This window comes from Bacillus sp. FSL K6-0255 (assembly GCF_045040725.1).
GTDB classification, from domain to species: Bacteria; Bacillota; Bacilli; order Bacillales; family Bacillaceae; genus Bacillus; species Bacillus subtilis.
In genome coordinates, this window is sequence record NZ_CP150278.1 from 2120265 (window position 1) to 2141134 (window position 20870).

Annotated in this window: 30 protein-coding genes; 10 read left to right on the forward strand and 20 right to left on the reverse strand. The window is 42.5% G+C overall.

The features are described 5' to 3' along the window. Positions 1-45: 45 nt before the first annotated feature. From scuA to ilvA, 3 genes are all read right to left on the reverse strand, one after another. On the reverse strand, positions 46-627 hold the full coding sequence (gene scuA, locus MHB62_RS10655) for a cytochrome c oxidase assembly accessory protein ScuA (protein ID WP_014477121.1): 582 nt from the start codon (positions 625-627) through the stop codon (positions 46-48). A gap of 147 nt (positions 628-774) precedes the next feature. Then, the gene (locus MHB62_RS10660) at positions 775-1026 is read right to left on the reverse strand and encodes a YpmP family protein (RefSeq protein ID WP_004399020.1); all 252 of its coding nucleotides are present in this window, start codon (positions 1024-1026) and stop codon (positions 775-777) included. Between the two features lie 85 nt (positions 1027-1111). Then, a complete protein-coding gene (gene ilvA, locus MHB62_RS10665; RefSeq protein ID WP_019712861.1) occupies positions 1112-2380 on the reverse strand; it encodes a threonine ammonia-lyase IlvA in 1269 nt (422 codons plus the stop codon). A 248-nt stretch (positions 2381-2628) separates the two neighbouring features. On the opposite strand from ilvA, the gene MHB62_RS10670 reads away from it, so the two are divergent. Beyond that, on the forward strand, positions 2629-3624 hold the full coding sequence (locus tag MHB62_RS10670; protein WP_004399025.1) for a sigma 54-interacting transcriptional regulator: 996 nt from the start codon (positions 2629-2631) through the stop codon (positions 3622-3624). A gap of 20 nt (positions 3625-3644) precedes the next feature. Continuing rightward, positions 3645-4286: a hemolysin III family protein gene (locus MHB62_RS10675; protein ID WP_004398522.1), complete on the forward strand. Its 642-nt coding sequence runs from the start codon at positions 3645-3647 to the stop codon at positions 4284-4286. 39 nt (positions 4287-4325) lie between these two features. Here MHB62_RS10675 and MHB62_RS10680 read toward each other — a convergent pair whose 3' ends face one another. From MHB62_RS10680 to MHB62_RS10730, 11 genes are all read right to left on the reverse strand, one after another. Then, positions 4326-4946, reverse strand: a complete 621-nt coding sequence (locus tag MHB62_RS10680; RefSeq protein ID WP_015251864.1) for a hypothetical protein — start codon at positions 4944-4946, stop codon at positions 4326-4328. Continuing rightward, positions 4947-5453: a dihydrofolate reductase DfrA gene (dfrA, locus tag MHB62_RS10685; RefSeq protein ID WP_015251863.1), complete on the reverse strand. Its 507-nt coding sequence runs from the start codon at positions 5451-5453 to the stop codon at positions 4947-4949. It lies immediately after the preceding gene. Then, positions 5450-6244, reverse strand: a complete 795-nt coding sequence (locus tag MHB62_RS10690; protein WP_029318015.1) for a thymidylate synthase — start codon at positions 6242-6244, stop codon at positions 5450-5452. The genes dfrA and MHB62_RS10690 overlap by 4 nt, the downstream gene beginning before the upstream one ends. 83 nt (positions 6245-6327) lie before the next feature. Continuing rightward, complete coding sequence (locus MHB62_RS10695; RefSeq protein WP_003230797.1) at positions 6328-6861, reverse strand: phosphatidylglycerophosphatase A; 534 nt, start codon at positions 6859-6861, stop codon at positions 6328-6330. Positions 6862-6878: 17 nt separating this feature from the next. Then, complete coding sequence (locus MHB62_RS10700; protein ID WP_015714130.1) at positions 6879-7490, reverse strand: YpjP family protein; 612 nt, start codon at positions 7488-7490, stop codon at positions 6879-6881. A gap of 259 nt (positions 7491-7749) precedes the next feature. After that, positions 7750-8523: a class I SAM-dependent methyltransferase gene (locus tag MHB62_RS10705; RefSeq protein ID WP_029318014.1), complete on the reverse strand. Its 774-nt coding sequence runs from the start codon at positions 8521-8523 to the stop codon at positions 7750-7752. 41 nt (positions 8524-8564) lie between these two features. After that, entirely contained in the window at positions 8565-8999 is a 435-nt protein-coding gene (gene brxA / locus MHB62_RS10710) for a bacilliredoxin BrxA (protein WP_003230794.1), read from the reverse strand. Between the two features lie 108 nt (positions 9000-9107). Further along, a complete protein-coding gene (gene ilvD, locus MHB62_RS10715; RefSeq protein WP_009967560.1) occupies positions 9108-10784 on the reverse strand; it encodes a dihydroxy-acid dehydratase in 1677 nt (558 codons plus the stop codon). Between the two features lie 290 nt (positions 10785-11074). Then, on the reverse strand, positions 11075-12208 hold the full coding sequence (locus tag MHB62_RS10720) for a conserved virulence factor C family protein (RefSeq protein WP_032722021.1): 1134 nt from the start codon (positions 12206-12208) through the stop codon (positions 11075-11077). Positions 12209-12267: 59 nt separating this feature from the next. Beyond that, positions 12268-12885 (reverse strand): Mn(2+)-dependent (deoxy)ribonucleoside pyrophosphohydrolase, encoded by a 618-nt coding sequence (gene hdhQ, locus MHB62_RS10725; RefSeq protein WP_032722022.1) that lies wholly within the window; start codon positions 12883-12885, stop codon positions 12268-12270. 15 nt (positions 12886-12900) lie between these two features. Beyond that, a complete protein-coding gene (locus MHB62_RS10730; RefSeq protein WP_032722023.1) occupies positions 12901-13383 on the reverse strand; it encodes a glutathione peroxidase in 483 nt (160 codons plus the stop codon). A gap of 342 nt (positions 13384-13725) precedes the next feature. On the opposite strand from MHB62_RS10730, the gene metA reads away from it, so the two are divergent. The 4 genes from metA (at position 13726) to cspD (ending at position 16453) form a co-directional block, all read left to right on the forward strand. Then, positions 13726-14631, forward strand: coding sequence for a homoserine O-succinyltransferase (metA, locus tag MHB62_RS10735; protein ID WP_015714134.1), 906 nt, complete (start codon positions 13726-13728; stop codon positions 14629-14631). Positions 14632-14861: 230 nt separating this feature from the next. Continuing rightward, positions 14862-16010, forward strand: a complete 1149-nt coding sequence (locus tag MHB62_RS10740; protein WP_003246153.1) for a diglucosyl diacylglycerol synthase — start codon at positions 14862-14864, stop codon at positions 16008-16010. An 80-nt stretch (positions 16011-16090) separates the two neighbouring features. After that, positions 16091-16222 (forward strand): hypothetical protein, encoded by a 132-nt coding sequence (locus MHB62_RS10745; protein WP_120363447.1) that lies wholly within the window; start codon positions 16091-16093, stop codon positions 16220-16222. 30 nt (positions 16223-16252) lie between these two features. After that, positions 16253-16453 (forward strand): cold-shock protein CspD, encoded by a 201-nt coding sequence (gene cspD / locus MHB62_RS10750; RefSeq protein ID WP_003230776.1) that lies wholly within the window; start codon positions 16253-16255, stop codon positions 16451-16453. 51 nt (positions 16454-16504) lie between these two features. On the opposite strand, the gene degR is transcribed toward cspD, so the two are convergent. Then, positions 16505-16687 (reverse strand): transcriptional regulator DegR, encoded by a 183-nt coding sequence (gene degR / locus MHB62_RS10755; protein ID WP_003230774.1) that lies wholly within the window; start codon positions 16685-16687, stop codon positions 16505-16507. A 155-nt stretch (positions 16688-16842) separates the two neighbouring features. Here degR and MHB62_RS10760 point away from each other — a divergent pair, with 155 nt between their 5' ends. After that, positions 16843-17112 (forward strand): DUF2564 family protein, encoded by a 270-nt coding sequence (locus MHB62_RS10760; protein WP_004398863.1) that lies wholly within the window; start codon positions 16843-16845, stop codon positions 17110-17112. Positions 17113-17139: 27 nt separating this feature from the next. Here the strand turns inward: MHB62_RS10760 and MHB62_RS10765 are convergent, their stop codons facing one another. Continuing rightward, a complete protein-coding gene (locus tag MHB62_RS10765) occupies positions 17140-17322 on the reverse strand; it encodes a zinc-finger domain-containing protein (RefSeq protein ID WP_004399003.1) in 183 nt (60 codons plus the stop codon). Continuing rightward, complete coding sequence (locus MHB62_RS10770; RefSeq protein ID WP_003230769.1) at positions 17315-17995, reverse strand: ribonuclease H family protein; 681 nt, start codon at positions 17993-17995, stop codon at positions 17315-17317. The genes MHB62_RS10765 and MHB62_RS10770 overlap by 8 nt, the downstream gene beginning before the upstream one ends. Positions 17996-18077: 82 nt before the next feature. Here MHB62_RS10770 and MHB62_RS10775 point away from each other — a divergent pair, with 82 nt between their 5' ends. The 3 genes from MHB62_RS10775 to sspL are packed head-to-tail and all read left to right on the forward strand — an operon-like array spanning position 18078 to position 19335. Next, positions 18078-18767: a queuosine precursor transporter gene (locus tag MHB62_RS10775; RefSeq protein WP_003230767.1), complete on the forward strand. Its 690-nt coding sequence runs from the start codon at positions 18078-18080 to the stop codon at positions 18765-18767. After that, the gene (locus MHB62_RS10780) at positions 18767-19165 is read left to right on the forward strand and encodes a reverse transcriptase-like protein (protein ID WP_003230765.1); all 399 of its coding nucleotides are present in this window, start codon (positions 18767-18769) and stop codon (positions 19163-19165) included. Before MHB62_RS10775 ends, MHB62_RS10780 begins: the two co-directional genes overlap by 1 nt. A gap of 41 nt (positions 19166-19206) precedes the next feature. Next, positions 19207-19335: a small, acid-soluble spore protein L gene (sspL, locus tag MHB62_RS10785; protein ID WP_003218255.1), complete on the forward strand. Its 129-nt coding sequence runs from the start codon at positions 19207-19209 to the stop codon at positions 19333-19335. A gap of 7 nt (positions 19336-19342) precedes the next feature. On the opposite strand, the gene exnP is transcribed toward sspL, so the two are convergent. The 3 genes from exnP to MHB62_RS10800 form a co-directional block, all read right to left on the reverse strand. Further along, complete coding sequence (gene exnP, locus MHB62_RS10790; RefSeq protein ID WP_003230763.1) at positions 19343-20233, reverse strand: 5'-3' exonuclease ExnP; 891 nt, start codon at positions 20231-20233, stop codon at positions 19343-19345. A 100-nt stretch (positions 20234-20333) separates the two neighbouring features. Further along, complete coding sequence (locus MHB62_RS10795; RefSeq protein WP_003230761.1) at positions 20334-20480, reverse strand: hypothetical protein; 147 nt, start codon at positions 20478-20480, stop codon at positions 20334-20336. Positions 20481-20554: 74 nt separating this feature from the next. Further along, on the reverse strand, positions 20555-20812 hold the full coding sequence (locus MHB62_RS10800) for a YpbS family protein (RefSeq protein ID WP_003230757.1): 258 nt from the start codon (positions 20810-20812) through the stop codon (positions 20555-20557). Between the last annotated feature and the right edge of the window lie 58 nt (positions 20813-20870).

The window sequence follows — 20870 nt, forward strand, 5'->3', positions numbered from 1 at the left end:
AGTGTATCATGTTTTAGAAGATTTGCAAATGCCTAGTCTCTTAGCTTACTTGAGTGTACTGGCTGACTTCACATCGGAAATGATATCATCGTACGGTGTATTCTCCACTCCATTGTAATCTTTCAGCACCTTACCGTCCGGACCTACCAAATAAAAAGAAGATTGATGAATCACTTGGTCCTCTCCCTCCGGCTTCTTTACGATCGCTTTAAAACTCTTAAGTGCGAACTCCTCAATCTCACTCTGGCTGTATCCCGTGAGAAAATCCCAGTTATCAAAAGATAATGGATAATTTGCGGCAAATTTCTTCAGCTGTTTCGGCTTATCGTTTTCTGGGTCAACACTAAATGATATGATGCGAACATCTATATTTTCGGCTTTCAGTTTTTTTTGCAGATCGGTCATATGAGCGGTCATTGGCGGACATATAGTTTCACAATTGGTAAAAATAAAATCCGCCAGCCATACTTCTCCTTTTAAACTCTCTAAAGAAACGTTCTTGCCGTCTTGGTTTTGAAATGTAAAAGGCTCCACCTCGTAATTGAGCGGATTTTTAATCTGCTGTCCTCCGCATGCACACAAAAACAGAAAAAACAGCCCAGCCGTTAACCCCTTGATAACCTTCATGACATCCATCCTTTCCAGCCAGCATAAAAACGCTTTCTAAAACCGTCCTTACTGTCCCATGTTTGTATTCGATACTGAGCAAAAAAAATCCTGCATGCCTCCCCATTAACGATTACAAAGGAGGGCATGCAGGTAAAAAACGGCATGTTACGCGTTGTGCTTTAACACCTCTTGATGAAATACAGCCTGATAATCTGCCCACTTCATCCGCCGCTTCATATAATGTCGGAAAGAATACACTTTTGCCCTGCTGTTTGATGAAAACACTTCTTTTAAGTAGAATTGCAAATGGTGATGTAACATAAAGAAATAGTGCTCATCTTCCTTTAATACAGGTATTTCTGTCACTTTCACCTGAATCCCGTCACCGCGTTTGAACTCTAGGCTTTTGAGTAACAAGCTATCAATCCTCTTTTTTGTTTTTCTTCTATTATATATGATGCCAGCCGGGCTGTCTGTCATTTTGCGCGGTTGTGTAAAAAAATTAGATTAGCAAATGGAACAAGTCCTCATCCTTGTTCACCTCTACATAATGAAACGGTTTTTTGTTCATCCGTTCAATCAGCGGCCCATAATCGGCTTTGTTCTGCAGCTCGATGCCGACAAGAGCAGGTCCATTGCTTTTATTATTTTTCTTCGTATATTCAAACCTTGTAATGTCATCATTCGGCCCGAGGACTTCGTCAAGAAATTCGCGGAGCGCCCCCGCTCTTTGCGGAAAGTTGACGATAAAATAATGCTGAAGACCTTCAAAAATCAAGGAACGCTCCTTCATTTCCTGCATTCTTCCGATATCGTTATTGCCCCCGCTTACCACACACACCACGTTTTTCCCTTTAATTTCATCCTTATACAAATCAAGCGCTGCGACAGAAAGAGCTCCAGCCGGTTCAGCAACAACCGCACATTCGTTATATAATTCAAGAATGGATGTACATACTTTTCCTTCAGGCACAAGGAGAATGTCATCAACGACAGTTTCCAGCGTCCGGAAGGTTTCCTCGCCAATTTTTTTAACAGCCGCACCATCTACAAACTTATCAATTTTATCAAGTGTGACGACATGCCCAGCTTTGTTTGATTCAAAGTAGGATGCCGCTCCCGCCGGCTCAACAGCAATTACCTTTGTATCAGGAGACACGTTTTTCAAATATGTACCTACCCCAGAAAGAAGGCCGCCGCCTCCGACACTTGCAAAAAGAAAATGCGGTTCTGCATCAATGTCGTTTAAAATCTCGACTGCGAGCGTCCCCTGTCCGGCCATCACATCCGGATCATCGAACGGATGGATAAACGTCCGAGATTCAGCCTCACAGCATTCAACAGCGCTTTTATACGCATCGTCAAACGTATCGCCTGTCAAAATAATATCGATAAATCCTTTTCCGAATAGTTCAACTTGAGATACTTTTTGTCTCGGTGTAGTAGACGGCATAAAAATTTTCCCGTGAATGCCAAGATGTTTACACGAAAATGCCACACCTTGAGCGTGGTTTCCGGCACTTGCACACACAACTCCGTTCTCTGTCTGCTCGCTGGAAAGCTGTTTCATTTTATGATAAGCCCCTCTGAGCTTAAAAGATCTGACAACTTGCAAGTCTTCGCGTTTTAAATAGATATTGCATTCATATCTCTCAGAAAGTCTGTCATTCCTCTGCAAAGGTGTGTGAATGACAACGTCCTTTACGTTTTGGTGAGCCTTCAAAATGTCTTTCACTTGGATGAGAGAGTTTTCTTTAAGCAACGGTTTCATGTACAGATTCCTTTCTTGTTTTAAATCCCTATTTAATATGCCATTATAACATGAATATTCAAAAAATAAGACAATTATTTTTATTTAATAATTAAAAAAATACAGACTATGTCCACCACATCTTGTGGTAACTTCTGTTCAACCATTATCCTGCAGAGCCAAGAAAAAAGATGATCGTAAAATAAAGGGTGTTTTCAACCAAAAGGCATGATATAATGAAACCAATTAGAACCAAAAGGAGCCAACTGATGAATAGTGCACCAAAACTCAATACATTTCAACATCTAATCGGAGAACATCAAACTTTTCTGGAAGCGAAGCGAATCGCCAAGCAGTTCTCGTTATCGGAGCTTCCTGTCTTAATAACAGGAAAAATCGGAACAGGCAAAAATCACTTCGCACATGCCATACACTTGGAATCTTCGAGAAGCAATGAACCGTTTATAAGCGTCAATTGCAGCACCCATTCGGAAGAAACCCTTATTCATGAGCTTTTTGGCCCTAACGGAAACACAGGTGTTTTTCAAAAAGCGGTACGAGGAACCCTTTTTCTTGATGATGTATGGCGCATGCCTGCTTCTGTACAAGCTCAGCTGTTAAAAGCGCTTGATTCAGACACGGAGAAACCGCGAATGATCTGTGCTTCTGCAGACCGATCCGTGGAACATACATTCAGGCAAGACTTATTCTACAGACTGAACATTTTAACGCTCACACTGCCCGAATTATCGGAACGAAAAAGCGATATTCCGCTTTTGACACAGCATTTTCTCTCAAATTCTGGTCAGCAATTGTTAATCGATCCCTCCGTTTTTCCCGTGCTTGAGAAGCATGCATTTGAAGGCAATGTCAGGGAATTAAAAAACGCTGCAGATTATATGGCGGCAGTATCAAGCGGGGGAACGATTCAGCCATATGACCTGCCGCCGTATATTAGAGGCACGATAGACGGAAAAACGTCGAAGAAAAAAGCGAAACTGCTGACTTTAATGGAAAAAGCTGAGTTTTTGTTTATTTTGGAAACAATAAAAGTATTGAACGAAAAAGGAGAACCTGCCAGCAGACGGATCATTTCTGAACACAGCAAAAATACTCAAACCTCGTTAACTCCTCAGCAGGTCAGAAGCCGTCTCGACTATTTGGAGAAAAAAGATTATGTCACCAAAAGCCGCGGACGCGCAGGCACAAAAATTACCTTTGAGGGCTTGAGCTTTATAGAGACGTTAAAAAATCAAATGATCTAGCGATCGAAAGGAGAATGCACTTGTTTACAATCAAAGAAGAGATCGCCAATGCGATTACACACGGCATCGGTGTCCTCTTATCCATCCCAGCATTAGTGTTTCTAATCATATTTGCGGCTAATTACGGGTCTGCATGGGACATTGTCAGCTTTACAATATTCGGTGTCTCTATGCTGCTGTTATATTTGAGCTCCACCCTGCTTCACAGCATCACACATAAAAAAACGAAGGACATTTTGGAGATTATTGATCATAGCGCGATTTACGTACTCATCGCCGGAACCTACACGCCTTTTTTGCTTGGGCCGCTGAAAGGCACACTCGGCTTTACCCTGTTGGTTATCGTATGGTCACTTGCCCTAGGCGGAATCGTTTTTAAAATTTTCTTTGTGAAACGGTTTATCCTATTGTCAACCTTCGTGTATTTAGTCATGGGGTGGCTGATGATTATTGCAGTTAAACCTTTATATGCTTCACTGAGCGGAGCGGGATTCAGCCTCCTTTTTCTCGGCGGCATTTTATACTCTGTCGGAACCATCTTTTACATTTGGAAAAAGATCCCCTTCCACCACGCCATTTGGCACAGCTTTGTATTGGGCGGGAGCGCTGCTATGTTTTTCTGCGTGCTCTTCTATTGTGTAAAGGTGCCGTTCCTTTCGTAACAGTAACAGAAAAGCGCAGTCTTCACGACTGCGCTTTTTTTATGCACGTAATTGTTTTTCATTGGCAGGTATATAAGCTTTTGAAAAGGACAATTCAATGTCTGCCGGTTTTAAGCGTTTAAAAAACGAGCCCTTTTGCATGTTATCTGTTCCTTTCGTTTCCACCATCACCAACGGAAGATGATAGCGGGCCGCAAGTTCTACAGGATCAATAGAACCATCTAGTGAAAGAATCAGGCTTTGTCCCTTTTCCAGCTGTTTTGTCACATCTTCATATACCTTTTCTGAATCCCCGTCTGAAATCACATCCATCCGATCCAGCCATTGCCCGATAAAAGGCAAGCGGAACACTTTTGGGTTGGCGATAAAGCCGGCCGGTTCCTCAATATATCCAGCAATTAAGGCCAGTTCAGCCAAACGCAAACGGGGATGCACATACAAAACAGGACCGTGTGGTATTGGCTCTGGCTGATGGATCGTCACAACTGAACCGGAGATGCCGATACAGCCTTCCAAAAACGCCTTTGGCTGTTCGTACACAAGAGTCATCTGTTTTTTGTATGACAGACGGGGATCGAGCATTGTTTGATTAAATAATTGTTTCATATTTTTTAACAGCATATACACAATATAAACCACTAGAAGGCTGTAGCGAACCAATTAAAATCCTCCCGCTTTAGAAGAATTCTTTTTTTCATACATTAGAAATTCGTAATCATACGGGTTTTTTTCGTCTTTGGTCCCCTGCTCAGAAGAAACCAACTTCCAATTGGATTCATCAAATTCAGGGAAGTGACGGTCACCCTCAAACTCGTGATGAATTTTCGTCATATACAGTCTGTCCGCATAAGGGAAAAGGTCCGTATAGAGCTGAGCCCCTCCGATCACAAAGCATTCTTCAGGGCCTGAACAAATGTCCAGTACATCCTTTAATGAACCGACAACCGTGCATCCCGGAAATTCTGAAGCCGGCGCTGAGGTAACGACAATATTTTTCCGATTTGGAAGCGGACGTCCGATCGATTCAAATGTTTTTCGGCCCATAATGATTGAATGGCCCGATGTTACTTTCTTAAAGTATGCAAGATCATTGGGCAAATGCCACGGCAAATCATTGTCTTTGCCGATAAGCCTGTTGGCATCCATCGCAAAAATGAATGAAATCATACGCTTACCGCCCCTTTTATATGAGGATGCGGATCATAATCCTCGATGATAAAGTCCTCAAATGCAAAGTTAAAAATAGAATCAACCTTTCTGGCGAAACGAAGCTGCGGAAGCGGTCTAACATCTCTTTCAAGCTGCAAATTGACTTGTTCAATATGATTTTGATAGATATGAACATCACCAAATGTATGGATGAACTCGCCCGATTCAAGCCCAGTCACATGAGCAATCATCATGGTTAGCAGGGCATAAGATGCAATATTAAACGGCACACCTAAGAAAACATCGGCAGAGCGCTGATACAACTGACAGGACAGCTTGCCGTCAGACACATAGAATTGGAACAGGCAATGGCACGGCGGCAACGCCATTTTATCAATTTCACCAACATTCCAGGCGCTGACGATTAAGCGTCTGGAGTTCGGATTTGTCTTAATATCTTCAATAAGACGGGAAATTTGATCAATGGTTTCTCCATCAGCTCCCCGCCAAGAACGCCATTGGGAGCCATATACAGGTCCAAGTTCACCGTTTTCATCAGCCCACTCATTCCAGATTCGCACTCCGTTTTCCTGCAGATAGCGTACATTCGTATCTCCTTTTAAGAACCACAGCAGTTCATGCGCAATTGATTTAAAGTGGAGTTTTTTAGTGGTGAGCATCGGAAAGCCTTCCCGTAAATTAAATCTCATTTGATATCCGAAAGTGCTGATTGTTCCGGTCCCTGTCCGGTCTTCCTTTTTCTCACCATGCTCTAAAACATGTCTGCATAAATCCTTATACTGTTTCATTTTTTTCATCCTTTAAAAGTAGTCTTCTAGTAGTGTAACACAATAAAAAATCATTTCTGAACCCAGAAATGATTTTTTTATAGTCAGCTGACAACAGGCTTTTCATCCTGTTCTTTTTCTTCATCTTGCAGATCCTGATGCGTATGTGCAATTCTGCTCGCCGCTGCTGCAGCAAGAGCTGCCACAATATCATCCAAAAAGGTGTGAATACCGTCTGGACTTTCATCAAGTTCCTTAATAATTCCAATCTTCTCTTTATCCAAATAACCGAAATTGGTCAAACCGATCGACCCGTACACATTAACGATTGAAAGCGGAATAATTTCATCTATGCCGTAAAGCGGTTCATCTGTTTCAACAAGGTGCTGCAGCGGCTCGGGGAGAAGCTTCTGTTCTGCAAGCTGATCGAGTGCAAGGCCTGTCAAAACAGCATGAATAATTTCACGTTTGTTCAGGACTTTTTCTACATTCTCCATGCAAACACTGAGCGGCAGATTTGGATTGTATTTTTCCTGAAGTTTTTGAACAATCCGTGCAATATCTTCTATCATAACGCCCCGTTTGTTCAGCATATCCTTTGTTATATCGACCATTTCATTCATTGTGTACTTTTTCATGTCTAATGGCATCTCCTTTAGGCACTCATCCAGTTGGGAGGCGTGTTGCGGTCCCAATAAATGCTCCCAAGCTCATGATGTGATTGAAATCCATCTTCTGCTGTATGATAATGAAAATTAAACCAGTAGCCGTCATGAGGCGGGTGGTCTCTTCGCACATGGAATCTGAGAAGATCTTCTCCAGTTGTCCGATTGTAAACGTTGAAAATTTTTTCCGTTTTGCCCGCTGAAGGCATGCTTGAGATCACAACATCTTGGTACGCCTCATCATCTTGCAATGTCGCTAAATAATCACTAATCACATTTTCGATTTTTGGCAGGATCTCTTTCCGGTAGTCATCCTCAATGACAGGAGCGATTCTGCTGCCGAATTTTAAAAAGGACTGATCCTCAGCGCTGTCAAGGAGCTGTTCCTTGTACGATTGAAAAAGCAGTTCAGGATTTTGCCTGTCATCCGACTCATCATCGTACAGGTCATGCTCATCATAAAAAGCGGTGTAATCATTCTGCTCAAGACTGCTCGGCTGTCCGGAAGGCTTGTCCGCCATAAGGGCAGCCGGAGGAGATACGAGCCCGAACGTTACAATGGTAAATAAAACCACAAGGGTCTTTCTCATCCACAATTTCATGACTGCTTATTCCTCTCTATTTTATTGTCATGTTTCTTTTATTTTAGCACATCCAAAACATGCAAGTCATGTACTATATGAAACTGATATGCAAATTAGGAGATTCGTTGCTATGCACTTTGTGTAAAAACGCTTACAATATTCCATGAAAGGAGGCTTTCCGCATGATTGACGCTCTGTTTGCCACAGTTTCACTCTTAACATTATTATACTTTGTCGTCATGGAGGTCACCGATTAACAGAAAGCCCGTGATATGAATCACGGGCTTGTTTGAATGACGCCATAATGGAACAGTGCTGTTTTTCTTTTCATGACGTTAAAACCAAACTGTTCAAACCGCGGACTTTTCCAGTGGTCTTTTAGCACAACGCTTTTTCTGGCGACTCGTACCGCTTCATTGATACATCCTTCGTGTAAAACTGAATCCTCTGCCAAATCACGTAAAGGCGCGATGCCGTCAGAGGTCTCTACAGGTTCATGAAACATTGGATCGAAATAAACCACATCAACAGAGTTGTCAGGAAGCTGTTTGATGTATTCTAAGCAATCACCATTCTTCACCTGGATTCTTCTCATCGCAGCTTGAAGCTCTTCTATACCCGTTTCCCATGAATGCAGCCCCGTCCTCACTAAAACAGACACAAGATGGTTTTTTTCAATCCCAACAACAGAACCCGTTTCGCCTACTGCCATACTTGCGATAATGGCATCTGACCCCAGCCCGAGTGTGCAATCTAAAAACGTATCCCCTTCAGATAATCCGGCAGCCCGAAGCATAGGCTCTTGCTCTCCCTGTAAGAAGCGTTTGGCTCTAAACATCGCTGTATTCGGATGAAAAAAGAATTTGGCACCTTGTTTCGTATACAGCTCAAACCGCTCTTTGCCGACCACAAGCAAATCACGTTCAGCTGACCTCAGCAGGTGTTCAACCGTTTGTTTATTCCGGCCGCAGTATGGCATATTTAGCTCTTTAGAAAGCTGCTTTGCGGTTTTTATGGTGTGTTCAGACGGTCTATAGCTTGTTGTTATCATCTTCTATACTCCCAAAAAGAAAATGCCCGGAAAACGGGCATTTAGCAGTGCGCATCGAAGGCAGCAGTCAGATTTTTCATGATTTCTTCCATATCGTGTCCTTCAATTTCATGACGCGGAATAAAATGTACGACTTCTTTGCCTTTCAAAAGAGCCATTGATGGTGAAGAAGGCTCCTGGCCAGTAAAATACTCACGCATTTTCGCAGTAGCTTCTTTATCTTGGCCCGCAAAAACAGTCACCGTATTGTCAGGTGTTTTGTCATTCTGGAGGACTGCCTGTGTAGCCGCAGGACGCGCAAGGCCTGCCGCGCAGCCGCATACAGAGTTAACGACTACAAGAGTTGTGCCCTCTGCCTTTTCCATAAAGTTTTCTACTTCTTCTGCTGTTGTTAACTCTTCAAAACCTGCTCCAGTCAGCTCGCGGCGCATCGGTACGACAAGCTGGCGCATGTATTCTTCATAAGCCATTGACATAAAAAAAGCCCCCTCTAGTATCCTTCATCTGAAGTAAAGGATACTATAGAGAGGGCCGGATTTCAAATGTTCACGCCTTAAAATATAGAAGTAAGTGTCCCCAGCTGTCTAGATTTTCATAATACCGCCGGTGTTGGCACTTGTCACAAGTTTAGAATAACGTGCCAGGTAGCCGGTTTTCACTTTCGGTTCAAAACCTTTCCAGTTCGCTTTTCGTTTTTCCCACTCTTCTTCTGGCACTTGTACATCCAAGATACGTTTTTCAATATCAACGATAATATGGTCTCCGTTTTCAACAAAGGCAAGTGGCCCGCCCTCAGCGGCCTCAGGTGATACGTGGCCGATTGAGAGGCCACGGGAGGCTCCGGAAAAACGTCCGTCCGTAATCAATGCCACTTTTGGTCCGAGTCCCATTCCAACGATTTGGGATGTTGGCGCCAGCATTTCCGGCATGCCAGGTCCGCCTTTTGGCCCTTCGTATCTGATAATGACAACGTCGCCTTCTTTTACTTTTCGGTTGATAATGCCGTCAAGCGCCTCGTCCTGAGAATCGAATACGACAGCCGGCCCTTCGTGTCTTGTAATCCCATTCTGTACGCCGCCTGTTTTAATGATAGCGCCGTCCGGAGCTAGATTACCGAATAAAACAGCAAGGCCTCCCTTTTCAGTGAATGGTTGATCCAGCGGGTGAATGACGTCATAATCCTTTACTTCATGTCCGGCAATGGTTTCTCCAAGAGTTTTTCCTGTAACAGTCAGCGCGTCTAAATGAAGCGCTCCTTCTTTCTTGGAAAGCTCATTCAGAGCCGCTGACACGCCGCCCGCTTCATGAAGATCTTCAATAAACACATCCGATGCAGGCGCCAGCTTGGCCAAGTGCGGCACGCGCTCAGCGACTTCGTTAATGCGTTCTAAAGAGTATTCAACGCCGGCTTCGTTTGCAAGGGCAAGGGTATGAAGAACGGTATTTGTAGAACCTCCGAGCGCCATATCGAGTGCAAACGCGTTATCAATCGCTTTTACTGTAACGATATCACGCGGTTTGATATCTTTGCGAATCGTTTCCATTAATTGCGCAGCCGATTTTCTTACAAACTCTTTGCGTTCCGGAGATGTCGCCAGAATGGTTCCATTACCCGGCAAAGCAAGACCAAGTGCTTCTGACAGACAGTTCATTGAGTTCGCCGTAAACATGCCTGAGCAAGATCCGCACGTTGGGCATCCGAACTGCTCTAGTTCTTGAAGCTCGTTTTCGTTGATTTTCCCTGCTTGGTAGGCGCCTACCCCTTCGAATACTGAGGAAAGGGAGATTTTTCGCCCGTCACTTGTTCTTCCTGCCGCCATCGGTCCACCGCTGACAAAAATCGTCGGAATGTTGATGCGCATTGCCGCCATAAGCATTCCCGGTGTGATTTTGTCGCAGTTCGGAATACAGACCATTCCGTCAAACCAGTGTGCGGATACAACCGTTTCCACAGAGTCTGCGATAATTTCACGGCTTGGCAGCGAATATCTCATACCGATATGCCCCATTGCGATGCCATCATCTACCCCAATGGTATTAAATTCAAACGGCACGCCCCCTGCTTCTCTGATTGCTTCTTTTACGATTTTCCCAAACTCCTGCAAGTGAACATGACCGGGAACGATATCAATGTATGAATTACACACCGCAATAAACGGCTTGCCGAAATCCTCTTCTTTTACTCCTGCTGCACGAAGCAAACTGCGGTGCGGAGCTCTATCGATTCCTTGTGTGATCATATTACTGCGTAATTCTGCCATGGTGATCCTCCTAAATTCTTTCAATTGTTTGATTGGATTTTATTTTGAAAATTTTCAGTTTATTTATGAGCTGTTTTTGCAAATAAGATAAATTCAGGCCGCCCTCACCTTGTTTTGTTCTTTCGTGTTTTTATATTTATATAGCTTTTCTTTCGATTTGAACCCTCCAACTATTAATATTGTTACTTACTATAAATAGTTTTCGGATATTTTTCAACAATATTCGAAATAATTTTTATAAAAAGCGAATTCACATAAAAAAAGGTGCATGATCTGCACCTTTTTTATCTCTATTCGCCTTTTTTTCTGCTTTCCGTCATTTGTTTCCAAACAGAACCTTTTGCTTCTTCTCCATGCTCAATACGTTCAAGCGCCATTTTGACTTGAAGGCTGACCTCAAATTCGGGGTCATCTTCGGCAGCGCGCAAAGCTTCAATTGCACTTTCATCGCCGACTTCGTACAGGAACATGGCCGCACGCCAGCGAACAAGCTTGCTGGAGTCGCTTAACGACTTGATCATAGCGGGAATGGCTTGAGGATCGCCGATATCAGACAGGCAGTCTCCGGCCGTTCTTCTGACTGATACAGCTTTGTCCTCAAGTGCTTTATACAATAGAGGAAGAACATCAGGTGTTTCAATCATCCCTAAGTACACAACAGCCTGTCTTCTGATGGACACCTTTGGATCATCCAATGCCTTCTGTAAAACCGGGATATCCTCTTCTTTCGGATCCATCTGTTCCAAGTGTGCATAACGCTTTTTCCAGTCCTCATCATCTAGCATGTCAAGCGTTACTTTATACGCTTTGCGCTGTACAGCTTGTTTTGCTTCGCCCTTTCCTTGAGCGGCTGCTTCAGTCAGTCGTTTCAGCCGTTCATCACTGTATGCCGCCTGAAGCTCTTCTGTCACATCATGGCCGATTTCATCAAAGTCACCGAATCTGACACCTTGTTCTTTCCAAGCCCGCTCAAACACAACATTGGAAGCTTCAGATCTAAGTTTTAAGATCGCCTGCTGAAAGCGTTCAGGTAAGCCGAAGCGTTCTTCCCGCTCTCCATCGGTTAATTTAACTTGCATAGGAATGCCACTGAACATCTGCACAAAAACTTTTACCTCTCCAAAAGATTCTTGATCAGAACGATTTTCTTCTCCGCTTTCAGCACTTTCCATCCCAAATGCAGTGCGGACTTGCGGTAATATGTCTTTCCAGTCGTATCTTGCATTCCGTTCAACAGCAAGAAAATCTGCGACGTGATATACCCCTTTAACTCCATCTATTTTAAGGATTTCCGCTATAACAGGCGGTGCGCCTTCTGCTTGCTCAGGTTTATAGTTATTGCTTTTGCCCGCCGGAAGCTCTTCCGTTAAGATGACTTTCATTGTATTCGGGCTTGGTGTAGGTTCAATTGATTTTATCTTCATGATCGTCCTCCTATAGCATATCTGTGACTTATTCTATCATAGTCGCTCCAAGCCTTCTATTACGACGTTTCGGCATCAATCCCGGGTATGTCTTTTTCTAATTGGCGGACAAATTGAAGCATAAAATTGTGTCTTTCTTCTGCCAGTTCCCGTGCAGTGTCTGTATTCATCATATCTTTCAGCCGCAGCAGCTTATAAAAAAAATGAGCGTAGGCGCTTTGATCATCTCCATAAAGGCCATGCCCGTTTGCGCCCGCAAACATGAAAGCTCTCGCAATCCCGACAGCACCAATCGCATCAAGTCTGTCAGCATCCTGTACGGCTTTTCCCTCAATTGAGAGCGGCTCCTTCGCCAGCTTTTCCCTGTCTCGAAAGGACATCCTTGTTATAATATGAATCACCCTGTCAGCATTCTCTTTTCCTACTCCGAAAAAAACGAGCTGATCATATACTTCGTTCACAGAAAGCCTGACCGTGTCAGGCAGCTTCACATCAATTAAATCATGAACCAAAGCCGCCATTTCAACAATGAACAAATCCGCTTTTTCCTTTTCTCCAATATAAGCTGCAAGATCTGCTACTCTTGATACATGATGCCAGTCATGTCCAGAGCTTTCGTCAGTCAGGATAGATTGAACCCATGCCCTGATTTGCTCTGCCTGCTTCAATTCCTTCACAAAAACACCCTCTTTTTAGTGCTCTAATAGCTTCACGATAGTGTCTTCCAGCTCTTTCGGATTTGTATTTGGTGAATAACGGCCAACGATTTCTCCATTTCTATCCACTATAAATTTCGTGAAATTCCACTTGATCGCCTTAGTTCCCAGCATCCCTTTCGCATGTTCTGTCAAATACACAAACAGCGGGTGGGCGTTTTTCCCGTTTACATCCACTTTTGAAAACATAGGAAATGTAACACCGTAATTTGTTTCACAAAATTCCTGTATGTCAGCCTCTTCGCCAGGCTCTTGGTTCATGAATTGATTGCAGGGGAACCCTAAGATCTCCAGCCCCTCCTGCTGATATGTATCATATAATTCCTGCAGCTGCTTTAATTGGGGAGTAAAACCGCACTTACTTGCTGTATTCACGATCATCAGTACCTTTCCCGCGAAAGGCTGAAGTGTCATGTCTTTCCCTGTGATTGTACGTACCTTCATATGATAAATAGACATGTAAGTCCCTCCTATGTCCCTGGTGCTGATTATTTTACCTTTTTTAAATCGCAATTCAAAATGTAAACATCAATTAAGAACTCATAAGAAACCTAACGATATAAGCGTCCGTTCATTATCAATTCATATGGCTCATTTTTTATCTTATCATTCTATAAAACATTACAATTCCCTCTGACATCATGGAAAATCATTTTACTGTGAAACCAAAAGGCGTGTCAGTGCGTTTTATTTAAAGAGTTTTCTGTTGTTTCCCCCTCAACACGTATAGATAGATTGAAAATTGGCGTGAAAATTCCTATAATGAAGAAAATTAAACGGGGAAATAATGGAGGTGGCACGTTGCCTATTAATATACCAACACACCTGCCGGCAAAACAGGTGCTTGAAAGTGAACATATATTTGTAATGGATGAAAGCAGAGCGTTTCATCAGGATATCCGGCCGCAAAAAATTATTATATTAAATTTGATGCCGAAAAAAATCCAAACAGAGACTCAGCTTCTCAGATTGCTTGGAAATTCGCCTTTACAGGTTCATTTCACATTTTTAATCCCAAGCACACACACGCCGAAAAATACTGCGAGAGAACACCTTGACGAATTTTACACGACTTTTTCCAATATCCGTCACAAGAGGTTTGACGGCATGATTATCACCGGTGCGCCGATCGAGCATTTGGCGTTTGAAGAGGTTTCATATTGGGAAGAGCTCAAGGAAATCATGGAGTGGAGCAAAACAAATGTCACTTCAACCTTGCATATTTGCTGGGGTGCTCAAGCAGGTTTGTACTACCATTACGGTGTGGAAAAAATTCAAATGCCGAAAAAAATCTTCGGTGTGTTCGAACATACCGTTCTTTCAAAACACGAAAGATTGGTAAGAGGTTTTGACGAGCTATACTACGTGCCGCATTCCCGGCATACAGATATAAATATGGAACAGCTTCAAGCAGTGCCCGAGTTAAACATTCTTACCGCATCAAAGGAAGCCGGGGTGTGCTTAATTGTGTCCAAAGACGAAAAACAAGTCTTTTTGACAGGGCACCCTGAATATGATACAAATACGCTTCTTCAAGAGTATGAAAGAGATTTGGAACGAAACCTTTCTACTGTCGAGGAGCCTAAACATTATTTTGCAAAAGGCAGCAACGAGCCAGTGAATCGCTGGAAAGCGCATGCCACATTATTGTTTATGAATTGGCTGAATTATTACGTTTACCAAGAAACTCCTTATGAATGGGACTAATTTTTCTTTTTTTAGTGATACGCTGAGCAAAAAATATGATAAAATACATCTGATTCAGTCTGCGTATAACAAAAATTTAAAATACTGGAATCCAAATCATTTAAAATTAGCTTAACTTTTTCACTGCATTAATAATTCGATTATGTATTTGTGTTATGTTTATGTATAGACAATAACTCCTTACGATGCATGAAGCTTGCTTGTTGTTGATTACATTGAGGTGAATTTACTTGAATACCAATAAAAGAGTATTAATTTTGACTGCAAATTACGGAAATGGACATGTGCAGGTAGCCAAAACACTTTATGAACAATGTGTACGGCTCGGCTTTCAGCATGTAACAGTTTCTAATTTGTACCAAGAGTCAAATCCGATTGTTTCAGAGGTAACTCAATACCTTTATTTAAAAAGCTTCTCAATCGGGAAACAGTTTTATCGTTTGTTTTATTACGGAGTTGACAAAATCTATAATAAACGTAAATTCAATATTTACTTTAAAATGGGTAATAAAAGATTGGGCGAACTTGTCGATGAACATCAGCCCGATATTATTATTAATACATTTCCGATGATCGTCGTGCCGGAATACAGACGCCGAACTGGAAGAGTCATTCCTACCTTCAACGTTATGACTGATTTTTGTCTTCATAAAATTTGGGTTCACGAAAACGTGGATAAATATTATGTGGCGACAGATTACGTGAAGGAAAAACTGCTGGAGATCGGCACTCATCCAAGCAACGTAAAAATCACAGGAATTCCAATCAGGCCGCAATTTGAAGAATCCATGCCGGTTGGCCCGATATATAAAAAGTACAATCTTTCACCAAACAAAAAAGTGCTTCTGATCATGGCAGGTGCTCACGGTGTATTAAAGAACGTAAAAGAGCTGTGCGAAAACCTTGTCAAGGATGACCAAGTGCAAGTAGTTGTCGTGTGCGGGAAAAATACGGCTTTAAAAGAATCTTTGAGTGCGCTTGAAGCGGAAAATGGTGACAAATTAAAAGTTCTGGGCTATGTGGAGCGTATTGATGAGCTATTTCGGATCACAGATTGCATGATTACCAAGCCCGGCGGCATTACTTTGACAGAAGCCACAGCCATTGGAGTGCCTGTCATTCTGTACAAACCCGTGCCTGGCCAGGAAAAAGAAAATGCAAACTTCTTTGAAGACCGCGGAGCTGCCATCGTTGTGAACCGTCATGAAGAGATTCTCGAATCAGTCACTTCCCTTCTTGCAGATGAAGATACCTTGCATCGCATGAAGAAAAACATTAAGGACCTTCATTTAGCAAACTCCTCTGAAGTGATTTTAGAGGATATCCTGAAGGAATCAGAAATGATGACTGCCAAACAAAAAGCCAAAGTGCTATCGTAATGGCGTACTTGAGAGCATACGAAGATCGTGTGCTCTTTTTATTTATATTCAGCCATTAATAAAAGCGGTTACATTTTTTTATGAAACTTGCCCTTCTTTTGAAAAATAAGCCGTTTCGAAACTTGACGGGTGCTCCCAGATGGTGTATAGTTGAACCATCATTTAACAATGAATCAAAGTTAGATGATGACAAAATTTTTTTTAGCACATGAGTGCTACAGTACTAGGAGGAATTAAGCAATATGCAAAACGGTAAAGTAAAATGGTTCAACAACGAAAAAGGATTCGGCTTCATTGAAGTTGAAGGCGGAGACGATGTATTTGTTCACTTCACAGCTATCGAAGGAGATGGATACAAATCATTAGAAGAAGGACAAGAAGTTTCTTTTGAAATTGTCGAAGGTAATCGTGGACCTCAAGCTTCTAATGTTGTAAAACTCTAAACTCAATACATGATGATGAGATGACAAATAGAGGAGAGGCATTCGCCTCTCCTATTTGATTTTCATCTGGATTTCAATCGCCAAAATGTTTTGTTTACACCTCTGTTCAATCTCTTCAACATACTTTTCCATTGATGGTTTTCCTTTTTTCGCGATATCGGCCAGTTCTTCTAAATCACTGTATATTTCTATAAATGTTTTGTGAAGGATCAACTTCAAGTCTTTATCATCCATAGCTGCGTTCCCCTTCTCTATCAAGATACCTCAAATAGTAAAACGGTCCTATTTATTCTGGTTCAATAGTTATATCGGCTTATTTTTATTTTCTTTTCTATTTTGGTACATAAATTTCAAAAAAACTCTGCAAAATAATGGCGGAGGTGTTTTTTGTGACTTCAGAATTTCATAATGAGGATCAGACCGGCTTTACGGATAAGCGGCAGCTGGAACTAGCGGTGGAAACAGCGCAGAAAACAACAGGAGCCGCGACGAGAGGCCAAAGCAAAACATTAGTCGACTCTGCATACCAAGCCATTGAGGATGCTAGAGAACTGTCACAATCTGAAGAGCTGGCAGCTCTCGATGATCCTGAATTTGTAAAGCAGCAACAGCAGCTGCTAGATGACAGCGAGCATCAGCTGGATGAATTCAAAGAATAAAAACCGCAGCTTCTGCGGTTTTTATTTTTAGTGATTGGTTAAGACATCTCCGTATTGTTTCAACTTTTCACCAACCGTACATTTATTGATACAAAATGAATGCGCATAAGTTTTGCCAAATTCTTTGCGAAACTGCTTCTTAATAAAACAGTCCTTGCAATATTCATCGTGCAGTTCTGTCAGTTCTTTAAAGATCATTTTCTTATCCAATATCGTCATCTCCGTTACGGTCTAATTTCGTGTGGCTTTCTACGAATTGATGGGATAGAATTTTTTTAGCGAGGCCGTCAGCTTCCTGATTGTCTTTTCGTTGTATTGTTTCGTAGGTTGGAGTAAGCTTCAGCGATTCAAGGAGTGCTTCTATTTTGTCCAGCCATTCATTATGAGATGGATCATAACAAGGCCAGCTGCCGTCAAGCTGATTCAGCACAACAAGCGAGTCCCCTTTGATTGTAATTGAATTTCTGCTTGCCCCAAGCTCTCTTACTTCTCTTATTGCTTCATAAAGCGCTGCGTATTCAGCTTCATTATTGGTTTTCAGCCGGAAGCTTTTATTTTTTCTCAAGCGATGCCGGGTTCCTCCCAATGAATAATAGATGACGATCCCGAGACCGGCCAGTTCGCTCTCTTTATCGAAACTGCCGTCAAAATAAACAGTAATGTCATCAGGCTCTTGAGCAAGCTCCTCTGTCAGCTTTTCCAATTCCTTCAGCGTCCAGCTGCCGCCTTTCTCGTCTTCGAACTCTAGCTCCTTCATGTATGGAAAACGGCCAAGTTCTCTGGCGAACGTACGTGCCTGCTGTGCTGTCAGCCAGTCTTCGCTAAAAAATGAGACGGATCCCGTTCCTTTTGCTTCTATTTTCAAATGCGGTCTGAGCTTCATTACAATCACCTTACCATTCATTAGTTGCCGGGCTTATGCTATAATCAAACCAATCTTACCCCGGAAAGGAAGCTTTTTCATCTTGTTTAATAATTCGTTTTGGATCTTTTTTGCGATCATTCATTTTATCATTGTTCTTTTATTTTATAAAGGATTTGGCAAAATGGGACTGTTTGTTTGGATCGGTTTTGCGACAGTCTGCGCCAACCTCCAAGTCGTCAAAACAGTCGAACTGTTTGGCTTAACAGCGACACTCGGGAATGTGATGTATGGCACAATCTTTTTTGCGACAGATGTGCTGAATGAAAAATACGGACCAGCTGAAGCCAGAAAAGCGGTATGGCTCGGATTCTCAACGCTCCTGACGCTGACATTTGTCATGCAGGGCGTGCTGCTTTTCGAACCGGCTTCCAGCGACATATCACAAACAGCGCTGGAAACGATCTTCGGATTCCTTCCGCGAGTTGCGTTAGGAAGTCTGCTTGCCTTTATCTTCAGCCAAACGCTGGATGTTTATGTATATTCGGCAATTAGAAGGATATTTCCTTCTGATCGGCTTTTATGGCTCAGAAACGGCGGCAGTACAGCAGTCAGCCAGTTGTTTGATACATTCATATTCACTGCAGTCGCCTTTCTCGGCATTTATCCGGCAGACGTGTGGCTTCATATTTTTATTTCTACATATTTGATTAAGTTTGCGGTATCTTTAATTTCATTGCCTTATGCCTATGCAGCCAAAAAAATGATACCTAATGATGAAAGGAGTTCATAATGCCTACAGAAATATATGTAGACGGCGCAAGCGCCGGTAATCCAGGGCCTTCCGGTATCGGCATTTTTATCAAACATGAGGGAAAAGCAGAATCTTTCTCTATTCCAATCGGAGTGCATACAAACCAGGAAGCGGAATTTCTTGCATTAATTGAAGGGATGAAGCTATGTGCAACGCGCGGGTATCAATCAGTTTCCTTTCGAACCGATTCAGATATTGTGGAACGCGCCACTGAGCTTGAAATGGTTAAAAATATAACGTTTCAACCGTTTGTAGAAGAGATCATCCGATTAAAAGCGGCATTCCCTCTTTTTTTCATCAAATGGATACCGGGCAAGCAAAACCAAAAAGCCGATCTTCTGGCAAAAGAAGCGATTCGGCTGAATGAAAAGAATTAAATCTTGATCATTGGTTCATCCTAATGGCGAGGTGAACTAACATGAAAAAGAAAGATAAAGGCCGGCTGACCGGCGGTGTTACTCCGCAAGGCGACCTGGAAGGCAATACACATAATGACCCTAAAACAGAGCTTGAGGAGAGAGCAAAAAAAAGCAATACAAAACGCTAGAGAGGATCTAAACGATCTCTCTAGCGTTCAGCTTTTCAAGCATACGCTCAATTCCTTTAATTTGGTGGCGGCGAAGCATGTCAGCCGCCTGCTCCATTTGCAAAGTAAATAAAGCGTCTTTCAGTGTGCAGGCCAGCGGCACTGAGCAATGGATTTCCGCAAGCTTCCTCGACATCTCCAAATCGCTTAAACCTTGCTGAATTTTTCCCTGCTGTCCTTTTGGAAGAAGAGAAAGATTTTCCAATAAACGGTCAATCGTTTCGTATTCACGAATCAGTTTGTAGGCTGTTTTTTCTCCAATGCCTTTGACTCCGGGATAGTTATCACTGGAATCACCCATAAGCGCTTTAATATCAATCAAAGCCTTCGGCATTACGCCTGTTTCTTCATAAAAAGTCTCTTTTGTATAGACTTTATAATTTCCGATTCCTTTTTGAAGCAAAGCAACGCTTACTTTATCCGTTAACAGCTGAAGTAAATCTCTGTCCCCTGTTACCACCGTAATGTCCGCTTCATTCGCAAATAAATCGGCAAGAGTACCGATACAGTCATCCGCTTCATAGCCGGCAAAGCCAATATTCATGATTCCAAGCTCTGCGGCTGCTTCCTTTGCCAAATCAAACTGCGGAATCAGCTCCACAGGCGGCGCGCTGCGGTTGGCCTTATAATCTTGGAACAAGTCATTTCGGTACGTTTTGCTCCCCATGTCCCAGCAGCAGACGACGTGTGTCGGCTGGAATGTTTCCACAGCTGTAATCAAATGCTTTAAAAAGCCGTTGACGCCGTTCGTCGGCACCCCGCTGTCATTTATCATAAAGTTGCGATGTACGGCCGTGGCAAAAAAGGCCCGGAATAAAAGAGCCATGCCGTCAACCAGCAATAGTTTATTATTATTCATCAAATAACTCCCTTTTCTTTCATTCCTTCTATTTTATCATAAAGCAGCCCAAAAATAAAAAACAGTATCTCTTTAATTAGAGATACTGTTTGAATATTTATCAATCGTTGTGTCTTTTGTTGCTGGCGATCAGCTTTTCAGCTTCGCGTCCTGCGTAAGAGTCAAAATGGGTTTGAAATCCGTTTTTCTTTTTGGCGTTGTTATTCGCCTGTGCATTTCTGTTTCCGAGCTTTGTTCTGCCCAACATGAATCCCCCCTTACGTCGGATGCATATAGTATATGCTTCCGGCAGGAGGTTCACTCGCGACAGGATCATCCAGCTTACATGCGGCTTACGTATTCTCTGACCATTTCTTTTGATACAAGCCGTCTTGTCGGGACGATGCCTTTTTTAGCGAGCTGATTCATTTGCTCGGTAATTTCATTAATTGCATCTGTAGTATAAGGCTCATCGTTTCTGCATTTAGCAACAGCTTCTTCAATCGCCAATTCACGCATATTTTCAAGACGCATAAATGCTTTGATATGCTCGTGCTGTTTTGATGAATGTGCTGAAATTGCTTTATGTACCTCTGACATTAATCGTTCATCTCGCTTTTTTCTATTTAGTCTATCATGACTTGAAATACAAGCCAAC